The organism is Janthinobacterium sp. GW821-FHT03C08, assembly GCF_059420905.1.
Genome location: NZ_JBWKUP010000014.1, coordinates 80,309 through 100,713 on the forward strand (window position 1 = coordinate 80,309; position 20,405 = coordinate 100,713).

Annotated in this window: 18 protein-coding genes; 10 read left to right on the forward strand and 8 right to left on the reverse strand. The window is 66.6% G+C overall.

The features are described from left to right. The first annotated feature begins 82 nt into the window (after window positions 1-82). A complete protein-coding gene (locus AC07VL_RS20565; protein ID WP_494807479.1) occupies window positions 83-1,066 on the forward strand; it encodes a PP2C family protein-serine/threonine phosphatase in 984 nt (327 codons plus the stop codon). Here AC07VL_RS20565 and AC07VL_RS20570 read toward each other — a convergent pair. Beyond that, a complete protein-coding gene (locus AC07VL_RS20570; RefSeq protein ID WP_494807480.1) occupies window positions 1,013-1,432 on the reverse strand; it encodes a DUF2177 family protein in 420 nt (139 codons plus the stop codon). The genes AC07VL_RS20565 and AC07VL_RS20570 overlap by 54 nt on opposite strands. A 138-nt stretch (window positions 1,433-1,570) precedes the next feature. On the opposite strand from AC07VL_RS20570, the gene AC07VL_RS20575 reads away from it, so the two are divergent. The 6 genes from AC07VL_RS20575 to AC07VL_RS20600 all read left to right on the forward strand — a co-directional run bounded on the left by AC07VL_RS20575 (window position 1,571) and on the right by AC07VL_RS20600 (window position 9,982). Beyond that, a complete protein-coding gene (locus AC07VL_RS20575) occupies window positions 1,571-2,419 on the forward strand; it encodes a class I SAM-dependent methyltransferase (protein ID WP_494807481.1) in 849 nt (282 codons plus the stop codon). A gap of 216 nt (window positions 2,420-2,635) precedes the next feature. Beyond that, a complete protein-coding gene (locus tag AC07VL_RS20580; protein ID WP_494807482.1) occupies window positions 2,636-4,279 on the forward strand; it encodes an FHA domain-containing protein in 1,644 nt (547 codons plus the stop codon). 917 nt (window positions 4,280-5,196) lie between these two features. Beyond that, on the forward strand, window positions 5,197-5,796 hold the full coding sequence (locus AC07VL_RS20585) for a metal-dependent hydrolase (protein ID WP_494807483.1): 600 nt from the start codon (window positions 5,197-5,199) through the stop codon (window positions 5,794-5,796). A 108-nt stretch (window positions 5,797-5,904) separates the two neighbouring features. Then, window positions 5,905-6,423, forward strand: coding sequence for a sigma-70 family RNA polymerase sigma factor (locus AC07VL_RS20590; protein ID WP_494807484.1), 519 nt, complete (start codon window positions 5,905-5,907; stop codon window positions 6,421-6,423). Beyond that, on the forward strand, window positions 6,423-7,391 hold the full coding sequence (locus AC07VL_RS20595; protein ID WP_494807485.1) for a FecR domain-containing protein: 969 nt from the start codon (window positions 6,423-6,425) through the stop codon (window positions 7,389-7,391). Before AC07VL_RS20590 ends, AC07VL_RS20595 begins: the two co-directional genes overlap by 1 nt. Window positions 7,392-7,504: 113 nt before the next feature. Further along, on the forward strand, window positions 7,505-9,982 hold the full coding sequence (locus AC07VL_RS20600) for a TonB-dependent siderophore receptor (RefSeq protein ID WP_494807486.1): 2,478 nt from the start codon (window positions 7,505-7,507) through the stop codon (window positions 9,980-9,982). A 7-nt stretch (window positions 9,983-9,989) separates the two neighbouring features. Here the strand turns inward: AC07VL_RS20600 and AC07VL_RS20605 are convergent, their stop codons facing one another. The 5 genes from AC07VL_RS20605 to AC07VL_RS20625 form a co-directional block, all read right to left on the reverse strand. Further along, window positions 9,990-10,892 (reverse strand): pirin family protein, encoded by a 903-nt coding sequence (locus tag AC07VL_RS20605; protein WP_494807487.1) that lies wholly within the window; start codon window positions 10,890-10,892, stop codon window positions 9,990-9,992. Continuing rightward, window positions 10,889-11,287, reverse strand: coding sequence for an OsmC family protein (locus AC07VL_RS20610; protein ID WP_493043863.1), 399 nt, complete (start codon window positions 11,285-11,287; stop codon window positions 10,889-10,891). The genes AC07VL_RS20605 and AC07VL_RS20610 overlap by 4 nt, the downstream gene beginning before the upstream one ends. 78 nt (window positions 11,288-11,365) lie before the next feature. Continuing rightward, a complete protein-coding gene (locus AC07VL_RS20615; RefSeq protein ID WP_494807488.1) occupies window positions 11,366-12,085 on the reverse strand; it encodes an SIMPL domain-containing protein in 720 nt (239 codons plus the stop codon). Between the two features lie 62 nt (window positions 12,086-12,147). Further along, on the reverse strand, window positions 12,148-14,469 hold the full coding sequence (locus AC07VL_RS20620) for an SUMF1/EgtB/PvdO family nonheme iron enzyme (protein ID WP_494807489.1): 2,322 nt from the start codon (window positions 14,467-14,469) through the stop codon (window positions 12,148-12,150). Window positions 14,470-14,490: 21 nt separating this feature from the next. After that, complete coding sequence (locus AC07VL_RS20625; RefSeq protein ID WP_494807490.1) at window positions 14,491-16,806, reverse strand: coiled-coil domain-containing protein; 2,316 nt, start codon at window positions 16,804-16,806, stop codon at window positions 14,491-14,493. A 334-nt stretch (window positions 16,807-17,140) separates the two neighbouring features. Here AC07VL_RS20625 and AC07VL_RS20630 point away from each other — a divergent pair, with 334 nt between their 5' ends. The 3 genes from AC07VL_RS20630 to AC07VL_RS20640 all read left to right on the forward strand — a co-directional run bounded on the left by AC07VL_RS20630 (window position 17,141) and on the right by AC07VL_RS20640 (window position 19,420). Beyond that, window positions 17,141-17,377: a hypothetical protein gene (locus AC07VL_RS20630; protein ID WP_494807491.1), complete on the forward strand. Its 237-nt coding sequence runs from the start codon at window positions 17,141-17,143 to the stop codon at window positions 17,375-17,377. A gap of 199 nt (window positions 17,378-17,576) precedes the next feature. Beyond that, entirely contained in the window at window positions 17,577-18,275 is a 699-nt protein-coding gene (locus tag AC07VL_RS20635) for a YXWGXW repeat-containing protein (RefSeq protein ID WP_494807492.1), read from the forward strand. A 122-nt stretch (window positions 18,276-18,397) separates the two neighbouring features. Then, the gene (locus AC07VL_RS20640) at window positions 18,398-19,420 is read left to right on the forward strand and encodes a transporter (RefSeq protein ID WP_494807559.1); all 1,023 of its coding nucleotides are present in this window, start codon (window positions 18,398-18,400) and stop codon (window positions 19,418-19,420) included. Between the two features lie 54 nt (window positions 19,421-19,474). Here the strand turns inward: AC07VL_RS20640 and rnk are convergent, their stop codons facing one another. Together rnk and AC07VL_RS20650 are read right to left on the reverse strand one after the other, a co-directional pair. Next, entirely contained in the window at window positions 19,475-19,882 is a 408-nt protein-coding gene (rnk, locus tag AC07VL_RS20645) for a nucleoside diphosphate kinase regulator (RefSeq protein ID WP_494807493.1), read from the reverse strand. Window positions 19,883-20,053: 171 nt separating this feature from the next. Next, complete coding sequence (locus AC07VL_RS20650) at window positions 20,054-20,296, reverse strand: hypothetical protein (RefSeq protein WP_494807494.1); 243 nt, start codon at window positions 20,294-20,296, stop codon at window positions 20,054-20,056. Window positions 20,297-20,405: the final 109 nt, after the last annotated feature.

A 20,405-nucleotide genomic window follows, 5' to 3' on the forward strand; every position in this document is an offset into this window, starting at 1 on the left:
ATATGCAAGGTATCGCCCACGTACAATATCGGCTAAGCTGTGTGCCATGATCAACATTGGGCCGCCTGGACCGCAGCAAACGATGCATTTAATCAAAGACGAGCTCGACTTCGGCCCCTGGCTCGACGCTGCCGCCGGCAGCAGCGTGGGCGCCGGCCTGCTGCTGCGGCGCGAGAACCAGGACAATTTCCTGCTGATCGACGCCAGCGGCCACGCCGTCTGCCTGTCGCAGCAGGCGCCCTTCCACTGCCAGGTGCCAAACTGGCCCCGGGGCCATGCACGCGCTGCCGTGCTCGACGGCATGGGCGGCCATGGCAACGGGCGCGAAGCGGCCGAGGCAGCCGTGCAGGGCTTGCTGGGCATCCCTGCCTGCCACGACACGGCCAGCCTGTCCGCGCACCTCGATCAATTGCATGCCCGCCTGCAAGCGGACTTCGCCACGGCGGGTCCGTCACAGGCGCGTCCGCCCGGCACGACGCTGACCCTGCTGGAAATCCCGGTCGGCCAGGCGCCGCTGCTGTACCACGTGGGCGATTCGCGCCTGTATGAAATCAGCGACGGGACGGCCAGCGTGCTCACCGTCGACCACGTGCCCGCCACCGTGTACGCCATGCGCGGCGCGCTGGACGAGACCCGCTGGCGCGCCAGCGTGCATGGCGAACACCATCCACAAATCTCGCAGGCATTTATTTTGGGCAATGCCCTGGGCGACGCGCTGCAGCTCGACACACCGCTGCGCGCCCTCGATGCGGGCAACCTGCCGCCCTTCCTGGCCCACCTGGGCGACCGGCGCGTGCTGCAAGTGCGGCGCGACGCCTGCTACCTGCTGGCCAGCGACGGTTTCTGGGCCTGCGCCGACCCGCTGGCCCTCGTTGCCCGCTGGCCCAGCTTGTGCGCAGGCAAGAGCGCAGCACAGGCCGTCAGCGCCCTGCTCGGCGATTTCCACAACCGCCCGCCCGCAGGTTTGTATAGCGACAACATCACCGTCCTGGCCCTGCGCTTTGCGCCCCGCTCAGCGGCCGGCACGGCTGGCGGCCAGGTAACCGGCCAAGGCAGCCACGGCTGACAGGACGGCGCCCCAGGCCATGTCGATGGCCGTCAGGGCCAGCGGCCAGCCCTGCAAGGTCGAATAATTGCTCAAGTCATACGTACCATAGGCTACCAGGCCCAGCAGTGCGCCCAGGACCACCGCCGTGCGCCAGCGGCGCGCGCGCAAGCCGGGCACGATGGCAAACACCAGCAGCCCCAGCACATACAGCACATAAAACACGGCGGCCGGCGCCCAGCGGGGCTGCGCCGCCAGCAAGGGACCCAGTGCGGCAGCGTAGACGGGACCCATCAGCACCGCCAGCCACAGGGCATCGAGGAGCAGGAAGGCAAGCAGGGCTGCGCCGTAGGCAAGGGCGAGCTGAAACGGGCGTTGCGTCGGCATGATTGTGCTCCTGGTCAAGGGCGAGGGGAACTGTAGCGCCAGCATACGGCAAAAGGCCGCCTGCAAGTGAACCACCGCCACGGCGCGCGGTCTGATGCTCAAGCGTGAGCAGCATCCACCTCGCCTCAGGAGCAAGCCATGAGCGATCCCGTTTCCCCTGCGCCAGTACCGCCTGGCGGCCCCGACTATGCCGCCGTCAAGCAGCGCCAGCAGGCCGGCTGGGCCAGCGGCGACTTCGCCGTCATCGGCGTCACCCTGCAACTGGTGGGCGAGTCGCTGGCCGAGGCGGCCGACATCCGCGCCCATGAAGACGTCATCGACGTTGCCGCAGGCAATGGCAACGCCACCCTGGCCGCGGCCCGCCGCTTTGCCCGCGTCGTTTCCACCGATTACGTGCCGGCCCTGCTGGAGAAAGGCCGCGCACGCGCCGAGGCGGAAGGCCTCGCCGTGACGTTCCAGGTAGCAGATGCGGAAGCACTGCCGTTTGCCGATGCCAGCTTCGACGCGGCACTGTCCACTTTTGGCGTGATGTTCGCCCCCGACCACCGGCGCGCCGCCGCCGAAATGCTGCGCGTGCTGCGGCCCGGCGGACGCATCGGCCTGGCCAACTGGACGCCGGACGGCTTCATCGGCCAGCTCTTCCGGATCGTCGGCAAGCACGTGCCGCCACCGGCTGGCCTCATCTCGCCCGCCCGCTGGGGCGAAGAAGGCTACCTGCGCGACCTGTTCGGCCCGGCGGCGGAACAGATCCACGCGCAGCGCAAGTTCTTCAACTTCCGCTACGCCTCCGCCAGGCACTGGCTGCACGTGTTTCGCCAGTACTACGGCCCCGTGCACAAGGCCTTCGCCGCACTGGACCCGGCCGGCGCCGACGCGCTGGAGCAGGAAGTGCGCGCCCTGCTCGAGCGCCTGAATACGGCCGGCCCCCAGTCGCTGGTGGTGCCGGGCGAATATCTGGAGGTGATCGTCGACAAGCGGCGAGCGTGAGCGCCGATAGCAAAATAACATATCCGAAAAGATATAAAATGTGATTTAAGGCAATTGTTTCCATGGCAAGCATGAGCGCCTGTCATCAATGGCATGAATTCGCACAAAAACAGGGCGCCGGCGCGCTGCAAGAGTTGCCAAGCGGGCGCAAAAGCGCGTAAGCTCTCATGTATAACAGAGGGCAAAATGCCCCCGCTCGATTCGAGTCAGAATGTCATGAAAAAATGCAGCAACCCGGAGCACCCGCACTGTACGTTCTGGGTCTTGCCTGGGGAAAACGTCTGCGCGGCCAGCCACCCGCAAGCGACGATTGCTCCCAGCAGCTACGACCTGTTGACCGCACTGCGCAGCGCCCGTTCCGAGCCATCGGCAACGGCGCTTCCGCGCGTCCCGGCAGTTGCGACTCCGGCCGATACCGCTGCCGGCATGACCGCTCCTCCCCTGACCGCTCCCGCCATGGGTACGGGCAGCGCCATGTCCGCTGGCGCATCCCTGCCGCCCAAGGCCCACGCGCCAGGACTGGCACACGCTGCCATGCCTGCTGCTGCGCCGGCAACGGCTGCCCGCGCCGCCTACCAGCTGGTCCAGGCCCATCTGCACATCAGCGGCTTCGACCCCCGCGCGGCGGGCGGACGGCAAACCCTGAAAATGGAATTGCGCGGCATGAGCGCCGCCTGCGCGCCCCAGCTGACCTTGCGCCTGCGCTCGGACCTGATTCCCCGTGGCGCCGTACAGCATGACTTCGTGCGCACGACGCGCGGCGACTGGCGCCCCGTGTTTGTCGAATTTTCTTCCCGCAACAAGGAACACGGGCAATACCAGATCGACGTGGAAGTGCACAGCCACATCGATGGCGCCGTGGCGCAAAAATGGGTGTGCACCTTCGTCATCCTCGTGCCGCGCCGCGATGCCACATTGACGGAAATCCACCAGATCTTCCTCAGCACGCACAAGAATGTGCGCGTGATGGCCGACGACGCCTCCATCGCCAGGGTCACCGGCGGCGACGGCTGCAACCTGGACGTGACGGCGCGCAATGCCGGCATCGCCCATGTGGACCTGTCCGCGCCGCAAGGCAAGATCGACATGGGCTTTGCCACCATCGCCTGGGACGAGGAATTGATCGAGGTCGACCTGCCTGCCGCCAGCCAGTGCCACCCGCATCCCAGCCAGGCCGCCTGCCTCGTGAACGCGGCGCCGGAAACGGGCGAACAGCGCCAGATCCGCCTGTTCGCGCTGGAAGAGTGCATGCTGGGGCGCTTCGAGCTGGTCGATCCGGAAGCCGATGTCCTGCTCAGCCATTTCAGCCCCGACGGCCAGGACAACAACGGCTTGACGCGCCGCCTGTCGGGACGCCACGCCATCATCCGGCGCGGCCCGCAAGGCTTTGAAATCGAGGACGTGTCGCGCTACGGCATGCTGCTCGACGGCGTCTGGCCCGGCAAGCACAAGCCCGTCGCCCTGCGCCTGGGCATGCGCATCGAGTTGTCCGCCAGCATCAAGGGCATCGTCGTGCTCAGTGTCACGGCCCTGCTGGCGCACGGCGTGATCCTGCACCGCATCGACCACGGCGCCCGCGCCGAGTGTTTTTACCTGCTGCTGCCCGAAGCGCGGCCCGCGCCGGCCAGCCACCTGACCACGCCACAGGCCGCCTCGCTGCCCGTGCTCTTCCACCGCAACGGCGGTTTCTGGCACCTGGACACGGCCAGCGGCAAGGAAACGCCGCTGGCGCCCGCCACGGCCCTCGACAAGCTCGCCGGATTTGCCCGGCACAACCGTTTTGCCAGCGAACCGTATCCGGAATGCTGGATCATCCGCACCGAGGGCGCGGCCCTGTGCGACAGCGTGCAAACTGCATAGTAACGCTCAAGCGAACCTGCTGCGCGTCGGCATAGGCCGCCTGCGATGCGCCCCGTACTCCAGCACGCTTGCGCTTCTCGAGCATCTCTCCCTTTCCGCTCGCTACGGTTTTGTTCAGTGTTGTCAATGTGTCGTTATCCGCAAGGCACACCGAGGCACTTGTACGCAAAGCACTCATCGACTGGCCGCATGGTACGGCGAAGCTGTGCAACGCCGCGATGGCTTTTTTCGGGTGTGAAGAACCTATGCCAGTAGGGCGCGTCTTCTGCTGCTTCTGCTGGCAGTTCAGCCGGAGCACGGACAAGGCGTGAGGAGGACGCGTGGCGAACCACGCGACGACAAGCAACGCAGTCCCCGCTGCGGCGGGGCGCCAGCGGAGGATGTATTCATCTACTGGGATAGGCGCTAAGTCCCCCCCAATAAATGATGGTGATTTCTGACTTGCATAACCGACACTCTGCAAGGTGGCCGACGAGGCGTGCTCACTGTTCGCAGTGCTTGCATAGCAGCCGGTTCTGTTCTTCATCAATTCACACTGCATTCCCGAGGATTACTTAGCGGGGCACCAGTACGAGAAAAATCATCGACAGGCCCAGAATAAACACCGCTTCGAGCGTAAACACGATGGCGGGAATCTGCAATTCGCGCGGGATTTTCATGGCGATACCTCCTCAAATCATGCGACTGCTATCAGCATAGCGCGCCGCGCGCCAAATGCATTATCAACAACACAACATACTTGACCGCCAGGCATGAGGTGCCGCGTTCGCTGGAAATGCCGCCGCGACACACAATTTAACAAATTATCGGCAGAAATTTCGCAAATAGCGCCCATCGACGCCCCTGCATACTGTATATTCATCCAGTTAATATTTCCCGCACCTCACACAGCGCCAGCATGGCGTTTTACATTTCCTATGGCCTCCAACAAAGCGCACCATGCGACAGGTTGGGCTGCCGGCGTGATTGCCGCGGCCCTCGTCGCGCACGCTGGCGCCGGCGGCCCGTATCAAGTGCTGAGCATGCTCGCCTTTGTCATGGGCGCGCTGGGCGGCACGGCGCCGGACTGGCTGGAAGTGGCCTGGTGGGCGCGCACGCACCGGCTGTGGATCACGCACCGCACGTGGACACACTGGGGCCTGGCCTGGATCGCCCTGCTCGTCTATACGTATCTGCAATTGCCGTACCACCTGTGGGCGCCGCCCCTGTTCGGCTTTGCCGCGGGCGGCATCATGCACCTGCTGGCCGACTGGCCCAACCCGCTCGGCGTGCCGTGGATCTTCCGCCGCCACTCGCTGCGCTGGTGGAAGAGCGGCCGCCACGACATCATCGTCATTATCGCCGCCTGGCTGGCCGCCACCGTCGTGGCCGACCATGTGTTTTTTGACGGCATCCACCTGCGGCGCACGCTGCTGGCGCTCGACAGCCTGCTGCACTGGTCCGCCAGCGCACTCCAGACGGCCTGGGCGGATCTGCAACAGTGGCAGGAACGCTGGCGCCTGGGCGGCGGGCAGTAATTGACGCCGTCGCCATGGCAATGTGATAATGAGTATCATTCTCAATAGCCTAGCCAGCCGGTGCCACGCGCTCCGTCAGCCCAGCTCATTCTTTGCCTGGAGTCCGCAGTGAGCACCGCCCATCCCATCCACGCCGTTCCCCTGACCACCCTGTACAGCGAGCACCACGGCTGGCTGTTTGCCTGGCTGCGCGGCAAGCTGGGCAACCGTGCCGAGGCGGCCGACCTGGCACAGGACACCTTTTTGCGCCTGCTGGGCAAGCGCGAGATGACACCGCTGGCGCCCCTGCGCGAGCCGCGCGGCTACCTGGCGACCATCGCGCGCGGCTTGCTGATCGACCGCTACCGGCGCCAGGCGCTGGAGCAAGCCTACATGGAAGCGCTGGCGCAGCAGGCCGAAGCGACAAGCATCAGCGCCGAGACGCACGCCATCATCATCGAGACGCTGCTCGCCGTCGACCGCCTGCTGGACCGCCTGGGCGCGCGCACGCGGGCCATCTTCCTGCTGGCGCAGATCGAGGAACTGAGCTACATGGAGATCAGCCGGCGCCTCGGCGTCTCCCTGCCGACCGTCAAGAAGCACCTGGTGCGCGCCTATACGGAATGCCTGCTGCTGGCGGCCGGCTGATGTTTTCCCCTTCCGCCCCGCATCCAGCCCCAATTCCCCGCAAGGTGCTGACCGCCGCCGCCCACTGGCATGTGGAACTCAGATGCGGCAGCGCCGACCCGGCCGCCCTGCAGGCATGGCGCGACGCCAGCGCCGAACATGAACGGGCGTGGGACCTGCTGCAGCGCATGGATGGCCAACTAAGCACGCTGCCGCCAGCGCTGGCCCTGCCCGCCCTGCAGGCGGCGCAGCAGCGCCGGCGCGCGGCGGCCCGTATCCTCGCCGTGCTGGTGGCGGCCGGCGGTGGCATCGCGCTGGGCCAGGCCGGCCTGCGTTCCGCGCCGTGGCAGGCATGGACGGCGGCGCTGCGCACGGCGCCTGGCCAGCGCCGCCACGTGACGCTGGCCGACGGCGGACGCATGGACATGAACACGGACAGCGCCGCCGACGTCGACTACGACGCCACGCAGCGCCGCATCCGCCTGCACCATGGCGAAATCATGCTGGCGACAAAAGCCGATCCGCGCCCCTTCCTCGTCGACACGCCGCATGGCGTGATCCGCGCGCTGGGCACGCGCTTCTCCGTGCGCTGCGATGCAGAGGGCAGCAGCGTAAGCGTCTTCGAACACGCGGTGGAAGTGCGCTGCGCGGCCCGTCCTGACGCCGTGCGGCGCCTGGAGGCGGGGCAACAGCTGCGCTTCACGGCAAGCAGCGCCGATAACGCACAGGCCATGCCGGCGCACCAGGACAGCTGGCTGCGCGGCATGCTGGTGGCGGCCGACTGGCCGCTGCAACAGCTGGTGCAGGAACTGGCGCGCTACCGGCGCGGGCGCCTGGCCTGCGACGCGAGCGTGGCGCAACGCCCCGTCACGGGCACCTACCGGCTCGACGATATCGACGCCGTGCTGGAAAGCCTGTGCGCCTCGCATGGCTTGCAGGTGACCTACTTCACGCGCTACTGGGCCACCGTATCGGCCCGGGCGGCATAATTATTTTCAGTTTTTTTGCGTCAGGGGTTGCTGTTTCGGCGCGCTGCTTCGGCTTCATAGTTAAGAAGCCGATTCATCCACCATAGCCCTTACCCTGAGCAGAAAGACCGAGCATGCCATTGACCACCCCCGTCCCTCATCCCGCCGCGCGCGCCATCCGCCTGGCCGTCATCTCCATGGCTTGCGCCGCCCCAGCCGCCTTCCTCGCCGCCCCCGCGCTGGCGCAGGGCCAGGCCGCCGCCACCGCGCCGCAAGCCTACGCCATTCCAGCCGGCCCCCTGGCCGCCGCCCTCAACGATTTTGCCGTGGCCGCCGGCGTCAGCCTGTCCACCGATCCCGCGCAGACGCGCGGCCTGCGCTCGCCCGGCGTGCGCGGCAGCTTTGGCGTAGCCCAGGGTTTTGCCCAGGTGCTGGCCGGCAGCGGCCTGGAAGCCGTGCAGCTGGCCAACGGCGCCTACGTTCTGCGCCAGGCGGCCTTCCCCGCCGCCTCGGCGGCCGGCGTGGAAAAGACCATGGCCCCCGTGACGGTCAGCGCCAGCATGGAGCGCGATCCCGTCAGTGAGCACAGCAACTCGTATGCGGCGCGCGCCGTCACCGTCGGCAAGGGCGTGCAGACCCTGCGCGAGATTCCCCAGTCCGTCAGCGTCGTCACGCGCCAGAAAATGGACGACCAGAATCTCAACACCATCGACGCCGTGCTGGCCAATACCACCGGCATCACCATGTACGACAGCCCCATGGGCGGGCGCTACGTGTATTCGCGCGGCTTCATGGTGGACACCTACCAGTTCGACGGCGTGAACCGCGCCATGTACTACCCGCAGGCGAACAGCTTTACCAGCAATACGGCCATGCTGGACCGGGTGGAGATCGTGCGCGGCGCCACGGGCCTGCTGCAGGGCACGGGCTCGCCCGGCGCGGCCATCAACATGGTGCGCAAGCGCCCGCTGGCGGAAAAACAGGTGCAGCTGGCGCTGGGCGCGGGCCGCTGGAATGACGTACGGGGCGAAGTGGACGTCACCGGCCCCCTGAACGAGTCGGGCAGCGTCCGCGGCCGCGCCGTGGCCGCGCATGACCAGCGCGATTATTTCTACGACGTGGCCGACAGCCGCACGGACGTGCTGTATGGCGTGCTGGAATTCGACCTGGCGCCGGGCAGCAAGCTGACGACGGGCGCCAGCCATGAACAGCTGAAGTCCACGCCGTTCTTTTCCGGCATGCCCCGTTACCGCGACGGCAGCGACCCGCACCTGCCCCGCTCGACCTTCCTGGGCGCCGACTGGAACCGCTGGGAGAGCCGCCAGACGGCCGTCTTCGCCGAATTCGAGCACCGCTTCGACGCCGACTGGCTGTTCAAGGCCAGCGCCAACTACACGCGCGAGCGGCATGACGTGAAATACATGTTCAGCCAGGGCGCGCTCGATCCCGCCACCCTGGCCGGCATGATGATGTATGGCGGCGTGTTCGACTACGGCAGCACCAACAAGGGCATCGACCTGTCGCTCGATGGCAAATTCAACGCCTTCGGCCGGCGCCACGGCTTCAGCGCCGGCATCAGCACGAACCGCCTGGAAAGCGACAGCGATTTCAATCTGGCCCTGCTGCAGCAGCCGAACACCCCCCTGCAGCCCAACCACGGCGTGGCCGAACCGGGCGACGCCTGGTTCCGCGAACACAGCTACCGGGGCGATCCCAGCGTGACAAAAATGACGCAGACGGGCGCCTACGGCGTGGCGCGCTTCAGCGTCAGCGATCCGCTCACCGTGGTGGCGGGCGCGCGCGTGTCGAACTACAAATGGAGCAGCGTGTACCGCGACACGGGCGAGGTGTACATCGATCCCTACCGCGAAAACGGCGTCGTCACGCCGTACGGCGGCGTGATCTACGCCTTCGATCCGCGCTGGTCCGGCTATGCCAGCGTCTCCGACATCTTCCAGCCGCAGAACCAGCGCACGGCCGGCGGCGCCCTGCTCGACCCGCTCAAGGGCCGCAACCTGGAAGCGGGCGTGAAAGGGGAACTCTTCGACGGCAAGGTGAATGCCTCGCTGGCGCTGTTCCGCATCGAACAGCGCAACCGCGCGGAACTCGACCTGGTGAATACCTGCTCGTCCGGCACGGAATGCTATTTCTCGACGGGCAAGGTGCGCAGCGAGGGCGTCGATGCGGAAATCAGCGGCGAAGTGGCGCGCGGCTGGCAGCTGTTCGCCGGCTACACCTTGAACAATTTTAAATATCTGGAACAGACGTCGAGTGCGGGCGTGATGTTTGCCAGCACCTACTCGCCGCGCCACATGCTGCGCGCGTGGAGCGATTACCGCCTGCCCGGCGCCTTGCAGCAGTGGAGCGTGGGCGGCGGCGTGAACTTCCAGACGGAGAGCTCGCGCGTGACGCAGGCCGTCACGGTGGCGCAGGGCGCGTATGCCTTGTGGAGCGCCCGCGCCGCCTGGCAGATCGACCGCAACTGGACGGCGGCGCTGTCCGTGACGAACCTGCTCGACAAGCGCTACTACCAGACGGTGGGCGCACCTGCGTGGGGCAATTTCTATGGCGAGCCGCGCAAGGCGCAACTGACCTTGCGCGCGCGTTTCTAAGGAAGACTCAGGTCGCCGGGCGCAGGGGCGATTTCGGCAGCGGGATGAATTCCGTCTCGCCCGGCACTTGCCCCATGCGCTGTGCGCTCCAGTCGTCGGCCGCCTGCGCCAGACGCTCCTTGCTCGACGAGACGAAGTTCCAGAACAGGTAGCGGTGGCCGTCCAGCGGCTCGCCGCCGATCACCACGAACTGCACCGGGCCGCTGCCTGCCGTCACCACTGGCACGGCGCCCGCTTGCACGGCGCCCGCCTCAAGCAGGGCCATGGTGTGCGGCACGAGCGCCACGCCATCGAGCAGCACCTCACCGCTGATGGGATAGATGGCCGCTTCCGCCGGCAAGCCTTCCAGCCGCAGCGCCTTGCCGGCTTCCAGCTCCACGTCCAGGTACACGGTCTGCATGTAGGTGCGCACGGGCGAGGTCTGGCCAAAGGCCGTGCCGATCAACACTTTGACCACGGCGCCATCGAGCGGCACGACGGGAATGTCGGCCTGCGGCGTGTGCGTGAAGCTCGGTTCATCTTCCTCGTGCGCCTTCGGCAGCGCGGCCCACAGCTGCAAGCCATGCGTGCGGTGCGGCTGGCCGGCCAGGTCGTGCGGCGTGCGCTCCGAATGCACGATGCCGCGCCCGGCCGTCATCCAGTTGATGGCGCCCGGTTCGATGCGCTGGTACGAGCCGATGCTGTCGCGATGGTCGATCGCGCCCTCGAACAGATAGGTGACGGTGGCCAGGCCGATATGCGGATGGGGGCGCACGTCGTGGTTGGCGTCGGGTGCCACGTCGATGGGGCCGAAATGGTCGAAGAAGATGAAGGGGCCGACGGCCTGTTTTAATGCGGAAGGCAGCAGGCGCCGCACGACGAAGCCGCCGCCGAGGTCCTTTTCGTGGCTTTTCAGGATGGCCGCGCTCATGCCAGCACCGTCGTCACTTCGGTCGTCACGGCCGTCATCAGCTTGTGCAGCGGGCATTTGCCGGCCGCGGCCAGCAATTCCTGCCGCTGCGCGTCCGTCAGTTCGCCCGTCAGGTGCAGGGTCGCGGCCAGACGGTACACGCCCTTGCGCTCCTCGCTGGCATCGCGCTCCGTGCTCACTTCCACGTGCTCGAGCGGGATGCCCTTGTGTTTGGCGTACCAGACGACGGTGAGGGCCTTGCAGGCCGACAGGGCCGCGTCGTACAGGTCGTGCGGCGACGGGCCGGCATCGCCGCCGCCCTCCTCCACCGAGGCGTCGGCGGAAATGATGTGGTCGCGCACGTGCACGATGTGGCGCATGGGCTGCGACTGGTCGCGGATGGCTTTGATGGTCATGGCGTTCCTTGGTGCGTGTGGAAAGCCACAATTTACACCGTTTGCCCGCTTTGCGCAGCCCGCTCCCGGGGTACCTGGCTATTTGATGCGGAACAAGGCATCGACCGTCTGCGCCATCTTGATGCTGGTAACGATCAGCATGTCGTCGGGGTTTTGCCGCTCGCGGCTGTTGGCGCGGCTGTAGCGGTCGGACGGCACCAGGCCCACCGCATTGCCCAGGTTTTTCAGCTGCTCCGACGAGATGCCGGCCACGGCGCCCACGCGCTTGCCAAAGCTGCGCGCCATGGCGTCGGCCTTGCGCTGCGCGTCCTTGACGGCTTCGCCCATCAGCTCCTCTTCCAGGCGGACGCGCTGCGTGCTGCCGAAGGTGGTGGCAAACGCATCGAGATTGGGCATGGCCAGCAGCGGACGCATGACGGCGGACCACTTCGACAGGTCCGCCACGTTGATATGCACGCCGGCCTTGATCAGGTACTGCGGGCTGGCGGGGTCCTGCTCGGCGCCCTTGCGGATTTCCTTGCGCACGTCGCGCACCTCGATGCCGGCCGCCGCCTCGGCCAGGCCCTGCTCCAGCAGGAGCGCCCTGACTTGCGCGATGCGCGTCTGCACGAGGGCCGTGGCCGCCTCCGGCGCGGGATCGAAGGCGCTGACTTCGAAGTCGATCTCGCCCAGGTCCGGCAGGAAGAAGCTGTAGGCCGTACCCGTCGCATGGATGAAGGGGTAGGCAGGCAGGTCGCCGGCCAGGGCGCAGATGGGCAGGCAGGCGAACACGATGGACAGCAGGCGGCGTTTGAACACGGACACTCCGGCACGGTTAAGGTGCATGGAGTATCCGTCAAGATGACATATTTAACAATAAATCAATCGAGCGTGCGCGCCACGCGGAAGCCCACGATGTCGTTAGACAGCACGGTGGAAAAGCCGTTGCGCAGGGCCGAACGCAGGTAACGCGGGTGGTACAGCCAGGAGCCGCCGCGCAGGATGCGCCGGCTGCTGTCGCTGCCCGCCTCCCAGGCGCTGCCATCGACGGGCGCGCCTTCGTAATTGTCGTGCACCACGTCCTGCACCCACTCCCACACATTGCCATGCATGTCGAACAGGCCCCAGGAGTTCGGCGCGAATGTGCCCAGGGGGCTGGTGCCGCCCCGGTAGACGCCGCGCGGGCCGCCGTTGTAGACGTACAGGCCGTCGTAGTTGGCCTGCTCCGTGCTGATGGTGTCGCCCACGTTGAAGGCCGTGCGCGTGCCGGCGCGGCAGGCGTACTCCCATTCCGCTTCGCTGGGCAGGCGATACTGCCGGCCTGTGCGCTCGCTCATCCAGGCCAGGTACAGCTGCGCGTCGTTCCAGCTGACGCCCACGACGGGGTGCTGGTCGGTCTGCACGAAACCGGGATTATCCCAGTCCGTCTCCGCGCCGCCCGCTTCCCAGCCCGTCGCCGTCACGAAGGCGCGCCATTCGCCCACGCTGACGGGGTGGCGCGCCAGGGCGAACGAGCGCTCGATGCCGACCCAGTGCTGCGGCTTCTCGCGGTCCAGCCAGGTCTGCTGCGAGCCGGCCTGCAGGGCGGCCTTGTGCTCCTGCTCGTGCGCGCCCATCTGGAAACGGCCGCTGGGGATGAGCACCAGTTCCGGCCCCTGGCCCGCGCCGTCGAGAAAGTCGTCGCGCAGGATACCTTCGGCGTTGGCCACCGGTTCCGCATGGTCGGCCGCCGCTGCCGCAGCCGGTGCCGGGGCCGCGGGCGCCTGCTGCTGCGCTGCGGCGCGGCTGGCCTCTTCACGGCGCGCCCGCTCCTGCTCCGCGCGGTAGGCTGCTTCCGCCTTGGCGACGATGGCCTTGCGCTGCAATTCCTGGTGCTCCTGCAAGGCGGTGGCCGCATCGGCCTCGCGGCGCGCGCGCAGCTGGCCGCGCAACGCTTCCTTGCGCAGCTTGCGCGCCTCTTCCGCCTCGAAATGGCGCTGCGCCTCCTGCTCGCGGCGCAGCTTGTCCTGCCGCTGCTTTTCCAGCGCGGCCGCCTGGATCTCGGCCTTGCGGCGCTGGTCCAGCTCTTCCTGGCGCTGGCGCGCCTGCTTGAGTTCTTCCTCGCGCGCCTGCTCGGCCGCCAGCGCCGCCTGTCTTTGCTGCTGCGCCACGCGTGCCTGATCCTGGCGCGCCTGTTCCGCCAGTTCCTCGGGCGACGGGCCGGCGGCCCGTTCCAAGCCCTCCAGCAAGGCTTGCACGGACTGCGGCCGCAGTTCGGCCGTCAGCGAAAAGCCGTTCTGCAGCAGCTGCCACTGCGGCGCGTTGAGCGCCTGCGGTGCCGAGGGCAGATAGCTGGCGCTGCGCGCGTCGTCGAACGGCATGCGCCCTTCGAGCATCTGGTAGATCATCACGGCCACCGCATACACGTCCAGGCGCGGACTGGGCTGGCGCTGGTGCGCGCCCGCCTCGGGCGCGCGGTAGCCCTGCGTGCCCGCGTTCGGCGTTTCCAGCGCCAGGCTGCTGCCGGCATTGCGCACGCGCGAGGCGATGCCGTAGTCGAGCAGCTTGACGTCGCCCCTGGCCGTCAGGAAGACGTTGCCCGGCTTGATGTCGCGGTGTACCAGCTTGTGCTTTTCCCACGCATACGAGAGGGCGTCGGCCACGGGCCGCAGCAGCTCCTGCACGGTGGCCAGCGGCAGCGCGCCCTGGCGGCCCAGGTAATGTTCCAGGTCTTCGCCGTCCAGGCATTCCATGATGATGAAATAGCTGGCCGTGGCCGGGTCCTGCGCCCACTCGTAGACGCGCACGATGTTTTCATGCGCGAGCTTGCGCGCCTGGGTGGCTTCCTCGATGAGCAGCTTGGCATGCGTGGCGCTTTGCGTCAGCTGCGGCGGCAGGATCTTCAGGGCCACCATTTCGCTGCTGCCCAGCTCCGCATGCGTGGCCAGGTCCGTGGCCTGCCATACCTGCCCCATGCCGCCCGTGCCGATCAGCCGTTCGAGCCGGTAGCGGCGGTTTTGCGGGCCGATTTCCTGGCCCGCCATGAAGCCCAGCTCCGTGCCCTGGCGCACGGGCAGCGGCGCGGGCGCGGGAGCGGCGCCGGGCGGCGCATACTCGGCGTCGAGGATGGCGTTCTTGCGGCGTTCGAATTCCTGCTCGCTGAGCAACCCGTCGTCATGCAGGGCGCGCAGTTCACGCAGCTTGTCTCGTGCTTTTTGCATCATCTAAGGCGAAACGCTTCCCAATCAAGGCTGCAGGGGGACGCCGCAAGCAGCGCAGAATTTGTCTTCCGGATGCCCGGCGCGCAGCGCATGGCCGTTCTTGCAGCGCGCCGGCGCGGCGCTTGCAAATGCCGGCTGCAGCGCCTGCGCCACGGCCACGCCCACCTGCGCCTGCGCCGACAGGCCATGCGCATGCGCCGCGTTCTGCAGGTTGATCAGGTCCAGCTGCTGGCGCCGTTCGCGCTCCGCCTGGCCTTCCAGGTAGCCGCGCTCCTGCGCCACGCTGTCCTGCGCCATGCGCATGGCCTCCAGCGGCGCGATGCTGTTCTCGGCCGCCGCCAGGGCCGCCAAGGCGTGGATCTGCTCGGCGCTCATGCCCGCCTGCAGCTGCACCCTGAGCACCTGCGCCAGCGCGGCCGCGTTCTGCCCGGGGGCCATGGCCACCTTGCCCGTGTCGCTGAGGGTGCCGATTTTCTCGATCCGGTCGATGTCGATGCGCGCCAGTTCGGCCGCATGCGCCTGCTGCGCCAGCAAGGCTTCATATTCTCCCTTCCAGCGCGCGTAATCGCTTTCGCGCTGCTGCGCCATGGCCAGCAAGTCGCGCTGCCATTGCGCTTCCTGTTCCAGCTGGCGCAGCTGCTGGCGCTGTTCCTCGACGGCCAGCGCGTCGAGCTGCGCCAGGTGCGCCTGCTGCTGCAGCTGGCGCGCGTGCACGCCGTCTGCCTCGATGGTGCGCAGCAGCTTTTCCTGCTGCGCGATGGCGTCTTCGCGCGCGCCGCCGCGGCGCAGCGCCGCGACCTTCTCGGCGATTTCCGCCGCCTGCACCTGCGCCGCCTCGTCCTTGTGCGCCTCGGCGCGCAGCAGTTCGCGCTGGCGCGCCAGCTGCATCTGCTCTTCCCACTCCTGCACCCGCTCCGCCTCGCGCTTGCGCGCCGCATTCGCCAGCATCAGGCCCTGCCAGGCGGCCTTGTGCTGTTCCGCTTCCAGCTGCGCCTCGCGCTGCGCCGCCTCCATCTCGGCCTGGCGCAGGCGCGCCAGCTGGGCGCGGCGGCCCGCCTCGTCGTCGATCAGCAGCGCGCTCTCGATCTGCTGCGCGATGGACTGCAAATGTACCTGGTGCGTGAAGCGCTGCTGCGCCATCTGGATCTGTTCGCGCCCGTTCAGCTGCGACAGTTCCAGCTCGCTGCGCATCTTGATGGCGGCCAGCGCGCGCACGTGCTCCCAGTTGGCAGCCTCGTCGGCCCGCTGCGCGCCCTTCTGCGCCAGTTCCTGTTCCAGCTCGCCCAGCGCCAGCGCGGCGCCGTGGTCGAGCGCCTGGCGCCGCGACTTCGCTTCCAGGATGCGGCCATACAGGTCGATCTGGCGCCCGCGCAGCGCCTGCAGGCGCTCCGCTTCCTGGTGGCCCAGCTCGGCCTTCCCGACCGTGGCGTCCTGCTGCAGCTCGGCGCGCCGCTGCGCGTGGCGCGCCGCCATTTCCTCGCGGCGGATGCGCTGCCACTCTTCCTCGTCATACAGCTGGTCGAGCTGCTGCATGCGCTCCAGGCTGTGCCGTTCCAGTTCCTGCGCCGGCACGCCGCCCAGCCAAAGGGTGCCGATGCTCTCTGCCGCACCGCTTGCGCGCTTGTCGTGGCGCAGGCTGAGGGTCTCCACGCGCGCCACGGCCAGGCCGGACGGCGCCAGGCGCTGCATCAGCGCCGACTGCAGGCGCTCGTTCAATTCGGGACGCAGGTCGGCATGCGCCTCCATCTCGCGCAGCGCGCGGCTGCCGATGAATTCCAGCGCGATCTGGCGCACGGACGGCAGCAGCAAGGCGTGCAGGTGGGCGCGCGTGACGGCCCCCGGCGCGCGCATGAACTGGCGCGCAAACGCATCGGGCTGGCCCAGGGCGACGTCGATGCGCAGGGCAGCGGCGACGCCGAGCATTTCCGTGCTGGCCAGGTCGGGCAAGTCGAATTCGAGGCCGAGCGCATCGGCGCGGGCGATCAGCACTTCGGCCGGACGCGCCGGCAGCAGGGCCGGCAGGCGGGCAAAGAAGGCGGCGCTGTCGTAGTCGCCGGGCGGTATCAAGGTGAAAGCATCCGTCTGCACGATCCAGGCACGCGATTCGGCGGGCACCTGCAGGCGGCGCGCGGCGCTGCCGAACAGGGAAGACAGTTCGCGCACGCCAAAGAACAGGGCCAGCTGCTCGTCGGCCAGGCGCCATTGGTTGGCATGCAGCACCGCATCGCTGTCGGGCGCGCCCAGCGACAGACCGCACTGCGCGCAGTAGCTGGCGGCGGCGCCATTCCTGTGCTCGCAACGGGGACAGCGGGCGCCGCCAAAACCAAACAATTGGAACATGTGTGACTCCTGATGAGAATGATTGTGCACGCGAGCGTGCCGCCATGCCGATTCTAGCAGGACAGCTGACGCAGCACTGGCCGCGCACGGCATGGGCACGGCATGGTGCAGCGTCAAATAATGCCATGCGGCAATTACATTCATATGCCCGGATACAGGGCTATTTAGGCCTCAATTCAAGCGGTCGGCTCGCCGGAGCGGGGCAGCGGCATTTCAGTGCCGTTTTTTTGCAGGCCGTCCCGCCAAAACCACGGCTGGTCGCATGCGCATGGCGCGCCGGCATGCGCATAGCTACAGTACACACATCGCCACCCGCCACCCGAAAGGAATCATCATGAAAGCCTTGAAAAACATGGAAGCCATCTTCACCGTCGCCGTCGCCATCGCCTGCGGTGCCAGCTACGCCAGCTTCATGCAGCCATCGACCGCCAAGGCCGCCGCCACGGCGCAGGCGAACGCCATCCCCGTCGTCGTCGTCAGCGCCAAGCGCCTGACGGAACAGGAAAAGAAAATCTCGCTGATCGAGGAACGCCAGGCCTTGCTGGGCAACGCCACCGCCAGCACCCTGTGAGCCGTCCATGCTGACCCTATGCCGCCTGGCGCCAGTTTGAAGACCGCCGCGCCAGGCCGCCATTTGCATCTCATTGTATCTGCCGCGGATACACGGACACACAGCATTGTGTCAATTGTAATAAGTTGAATCAAAGGCGATCAGCACGCCCGCAAGCGCCTATAGTCCATTTCACGCAATCACCGAAATGGAGCACATCATGAAACCCATCGCACTCTACGCAGCAGCCATGCTGGCCATCAGCACCGCAGCCTTCCTGCCCGTGCACGCCATGGCACAGAATCAGCTCGGCGTCAGCATTGTCGTCGGCAACGCCCCGCCTCCGCCACGGTTTGAAAGCGTGCCCGCACCGCGCGCCGGCTATGTCTGGGCGCCCGGCTACTGGAACTGGAACGGCCAGCGCCACGTCTGGACAGGCGGCGAATGGCTGCGCGAACGGGGCGGCAACCAGTACCGCCGCGCCGCCTGGATACAGGAGAACAACCGCTGGCGCCTGGACCGTGGCGGCTGGGTCGCCGCGCAGGTGCAGCCCGTGCGCTATGACGAGATCCGCATCGCCCCGCCGCCGCCGCGCCGCGAAGCCATCCCGCGCGCCCGCCACGGCTACATCTGGGCGCCCGGCCACTGGGAATGGCGCAGCCAGCGCTACGCCTGGACCCCGGGCGTGTGGATCGCCGAACGTCCCGGCTATGTGTATGCGCCGCCCGCCTGGAACCAGCGCGATGGCCGCTGGCAGATGGAGCAGGGCCGCTGGTCGCCACGGGGCCCGAACGGCGACCGTGACCGCGACGGCATCCCCAACCGCTATGACCGCGACAATGGCAACCGCCATGACCGCGACGGCGACGGCATCCCGAACCGCGACGACCGCCGTCCCGATAATCCCCATCGCAATTAATACGCGGCTGTAGTCCCCGCCAAGGCCACCCATCGCGGTGGCCTTGTCATTTTCCGGACACATCCGTGTATTAAAATCGCGCGACGATCAATCACACTGCGCGAGAAAGATTCACGATGGCGATGGACAATGCCGGCTTTACCTACGGTTCGGACACCTCGGGCCTCGTCTGGGGCTTCCTGTTTGGCCGCGCGGCGCAGCCGCTGGCGCTGGACTCCTCTGCCGCCCTGGCCTGGCTGGCCGATGGCGCGGCCCACCCGGCGCACGAATTCGTCTGGCTGCATTTCAATTTGTCGCATGCGGCCAGCGAAAAATGGCTGACGGCGCATACGCAGCTGGCCGACGAATTCTATGAAACCCTGCACCAGGGTTCCCGCTCCACGCGCATCGAACAGGCGGAAAACACCCTGATCGCCGTGGTCAACGATGTGGTGCACAATTTTTCGTTCGAAGCGTCCGATATTTCCACCATGTGGGCCAGCGTGGCGCAAAACCTCGTCATCACGGCGCGGCGCGCGCCGCTGCAATCGATCGAGCGCCTGCGCCAGGCCGTCATCAAGAACCACGAGCCGATCCGCTCGTCGGTGGAACTGCTGATTCACCTGCTGCGCGACCAGGCCGACGTGCTGGTCAACATCGTGCGCGACGCCGTGGCGCGGGTCGACGATATCGAGGATCACTTGCTGGCCGGGCGCCTGGTGCCGAAGCGCGAGGACCTGGGCGCCATGCGCCGCGTGCTGGTACGGCTGCAGCGCCTGCTGGCGCCGGAACCGGCGGCCCTGTTCCGCCTGCTGCAGCGCCCGCCTTCCTGGGTATCGGAGCTCGACAGCCTGGAACTGCGCCAGTCGACGGAGGAATTTTCGGTGGTGCTCAGCGATATGTCGTCCCTGCAGGAACGCATCAAGCTGCTGCAGGAAGAGATTGCCGCCAGGGTCAACGAGGAAAACAGCCGCAGCCTGTTCGTGCTGACCATCGTCACGGTGCTGGCCTTGCCGATCAATATCATCGCCGGCATGCTGGGCATGAACGTGGGGGGGATTCCGCTGGCCCAGCATCCGCAGGGCTTCTGGATCATCGTCGCCATCATCGTCACGTTTACAGTCGTGGCCGGATGGCTGGTGGTGCGCGTGCAACGCAATAGTTGACTATTGGCAACACGGCCTGGCAGGCGAACGGCAGGCGCCGTCCGCCATCACTGCTTAGCGGTGGTATTCGCCGGCCCGTTCAGGCTGATAAACGATTTCCTCGATCTTCACTTTCACCACGCCGCCGGGCATGGGCCAGGCGATGCTGTCGCCCACGGACAAGCCCAGCAGCGCGCTGCCGACCGGGGCCAGCACGGAAATGCGGTCGGCATGGCCTTCCACGTCCTTCGGATACACGAGCGTCAGGCAAAACTCTTCCTTGTTTTCCACCGTGAAGCGCACGGTGGAATTCATCGTCACGACGGTCGGTGGAATCTCCTGCGGTTCCAGCACCTCGGCGCGGCCCAGCTCATCGAGCAAAGCGGCCTTGTCCGGCGACAGATTATTTCCCAAGGCATACAACAACGCTTCCAGTCGTTCCAGGTCTTGTGACGACAAAATAATTTTTGGTATTTTTTCCAAGATATCCTCACTATTGATCATTAGGGCGGCGTCCGGTTTTGCTGGCGGCAGCTGACTTGGCCGCAACAGACAAAACAAACAGCATCAGGACGTCCATCATCAGCGGATTATGGACGAACTCGCGGAGCAAGGCCATAGCGTTTGCACATTCCCCATTAAAATTTATAAAAATCAATGACTTGCAATGTAATATTTATCTCCGCCAAAAAATGCGGCAATGCCCGCACATTCCCGCAGGGCGGGGCGAGATATTCCATGCGGCATTGTATTTACGGTGAGCATATTTTTGAGGGGGAAAAACATGCTGCCAAAAAAAGGATTAAAATCAGGATGAATTATTATTAGAAAGACACGTCCGTACCGCAGGCTGGCGCCGCCGTTTTTTCCGGCAACCGTGGTTGTGTTGCCGGCCATCCGGACGCCGTGGCACGCGCATGGCTGCATCCCCTGTACTTTCACGCTGCAAAATGACAATATGTCGGCCTTAACACAACGTTGAGAGTTCCGGCTCACATCGGTTTTC

Coding starts and splice junctions, on each gene's coding strand:
- AC07VL_RS20585 (WP_494807483.1), top strand. CDS start 5,197: ATGGCCTCCAACAAAGCGCACCATGCGACAGGTTGGGCTGCCGGCGTG.
- AC07VL_RS20570 (WP_494807480.1), bottom strand. CDS start 1,432: ATGCCGACGCAACGCCCGTTTCAGCTCGCCCTTGCCTACGGCGCAGCC.
- AC07VL_RS20580 (WP_494807482.1), top strand. CDS start 2,636: ATGAAAAAATGCAGCAACCCGGAGCACCCGCACTGTACGTTCTGGGTC.
- AC07VL_RS20635 (WP_494807492.1), top strand. CDS start 17,577: ATGAAACCCATCGCACTCTACGCAGCAGCCATGCTGGCCATCAGCACC.
- AC07VL_RS20625 (WP_494807490.1), bottom strand. CDS start 16,806: ATGTTCCAATTGTTTGGTTTTGGCGGCGCCCGCTGTCCCCGTTGCGAG.
- AC07VL_RS20630 (WP_494807491.1), top strand. CDS start 17,141: ATGAAAGCCTTGAAAAACATGGAAGCCATCTTCACCGTCGCCGTCGCC.
- AC07VL_RS20600 (WP_494807486.1), top strand. CDS start 7,505: ATGCCATTGACCACCCCCGTCCCTCATCCCGCCGCGCGCGCCATCCGC.
- AC07VL_RS20610 (WP_493043863.1), bottom strand. CDS start 11,287: ATGACCATCAAAGCCATCCGCGACCAGTCGCAGCCCATGCGCCACATC.
- AC07VL_RS20620 (WP_494807489.1), bottom strand. CDS start 14,469: ATGATGCAAAAAGCACGAGACAAGCTGCGTGAACTGCGCGCCCTGCAT.
- AC07VL_RS20575 (WP_494807481.1), top strand. CDS start 1,571: ATGAGCGATCCCGTTTCCCCTGCGCCAGTACCGCCTGGCGGCCCCGAC.
- AC07VL_RS20640 (WP_494807559.1), top strand. CDS start 18,398: ATGGACAATGCCGGCTTTACCTACGGTTCGGACACCTCGGGCCTCGTC.
- AC07VL_RS20650 (WP_494807494.1), bottom strand. CDS start 20,296: ATGGCCGGCAACACAACCACGGTTGCCGGAAAAAACGGCGGCGCCAGC.
- AC07VL_RS20595 (WP_494807485.1), top strand. CDS start 6,423: ATGTTTTCCCCTTCCGCCCCGCATCCAGCCCCAATTCCCCGCAAGGTG.
- AC07VL_RS20605 (WP_494807487.1), bottom strand. CDS start 10,892: ATGAGCGCGGCCATCCTGAAAAGCCACGAAAAGGACCTCGGCGGCGGC.
- AC07VL_RS20565 (WP_494807479.1), top strand. CDS start 83: ATGCATTTAATCAAAGACGAGCTCGACTTCGGCCCCTGGCTCGACGCT.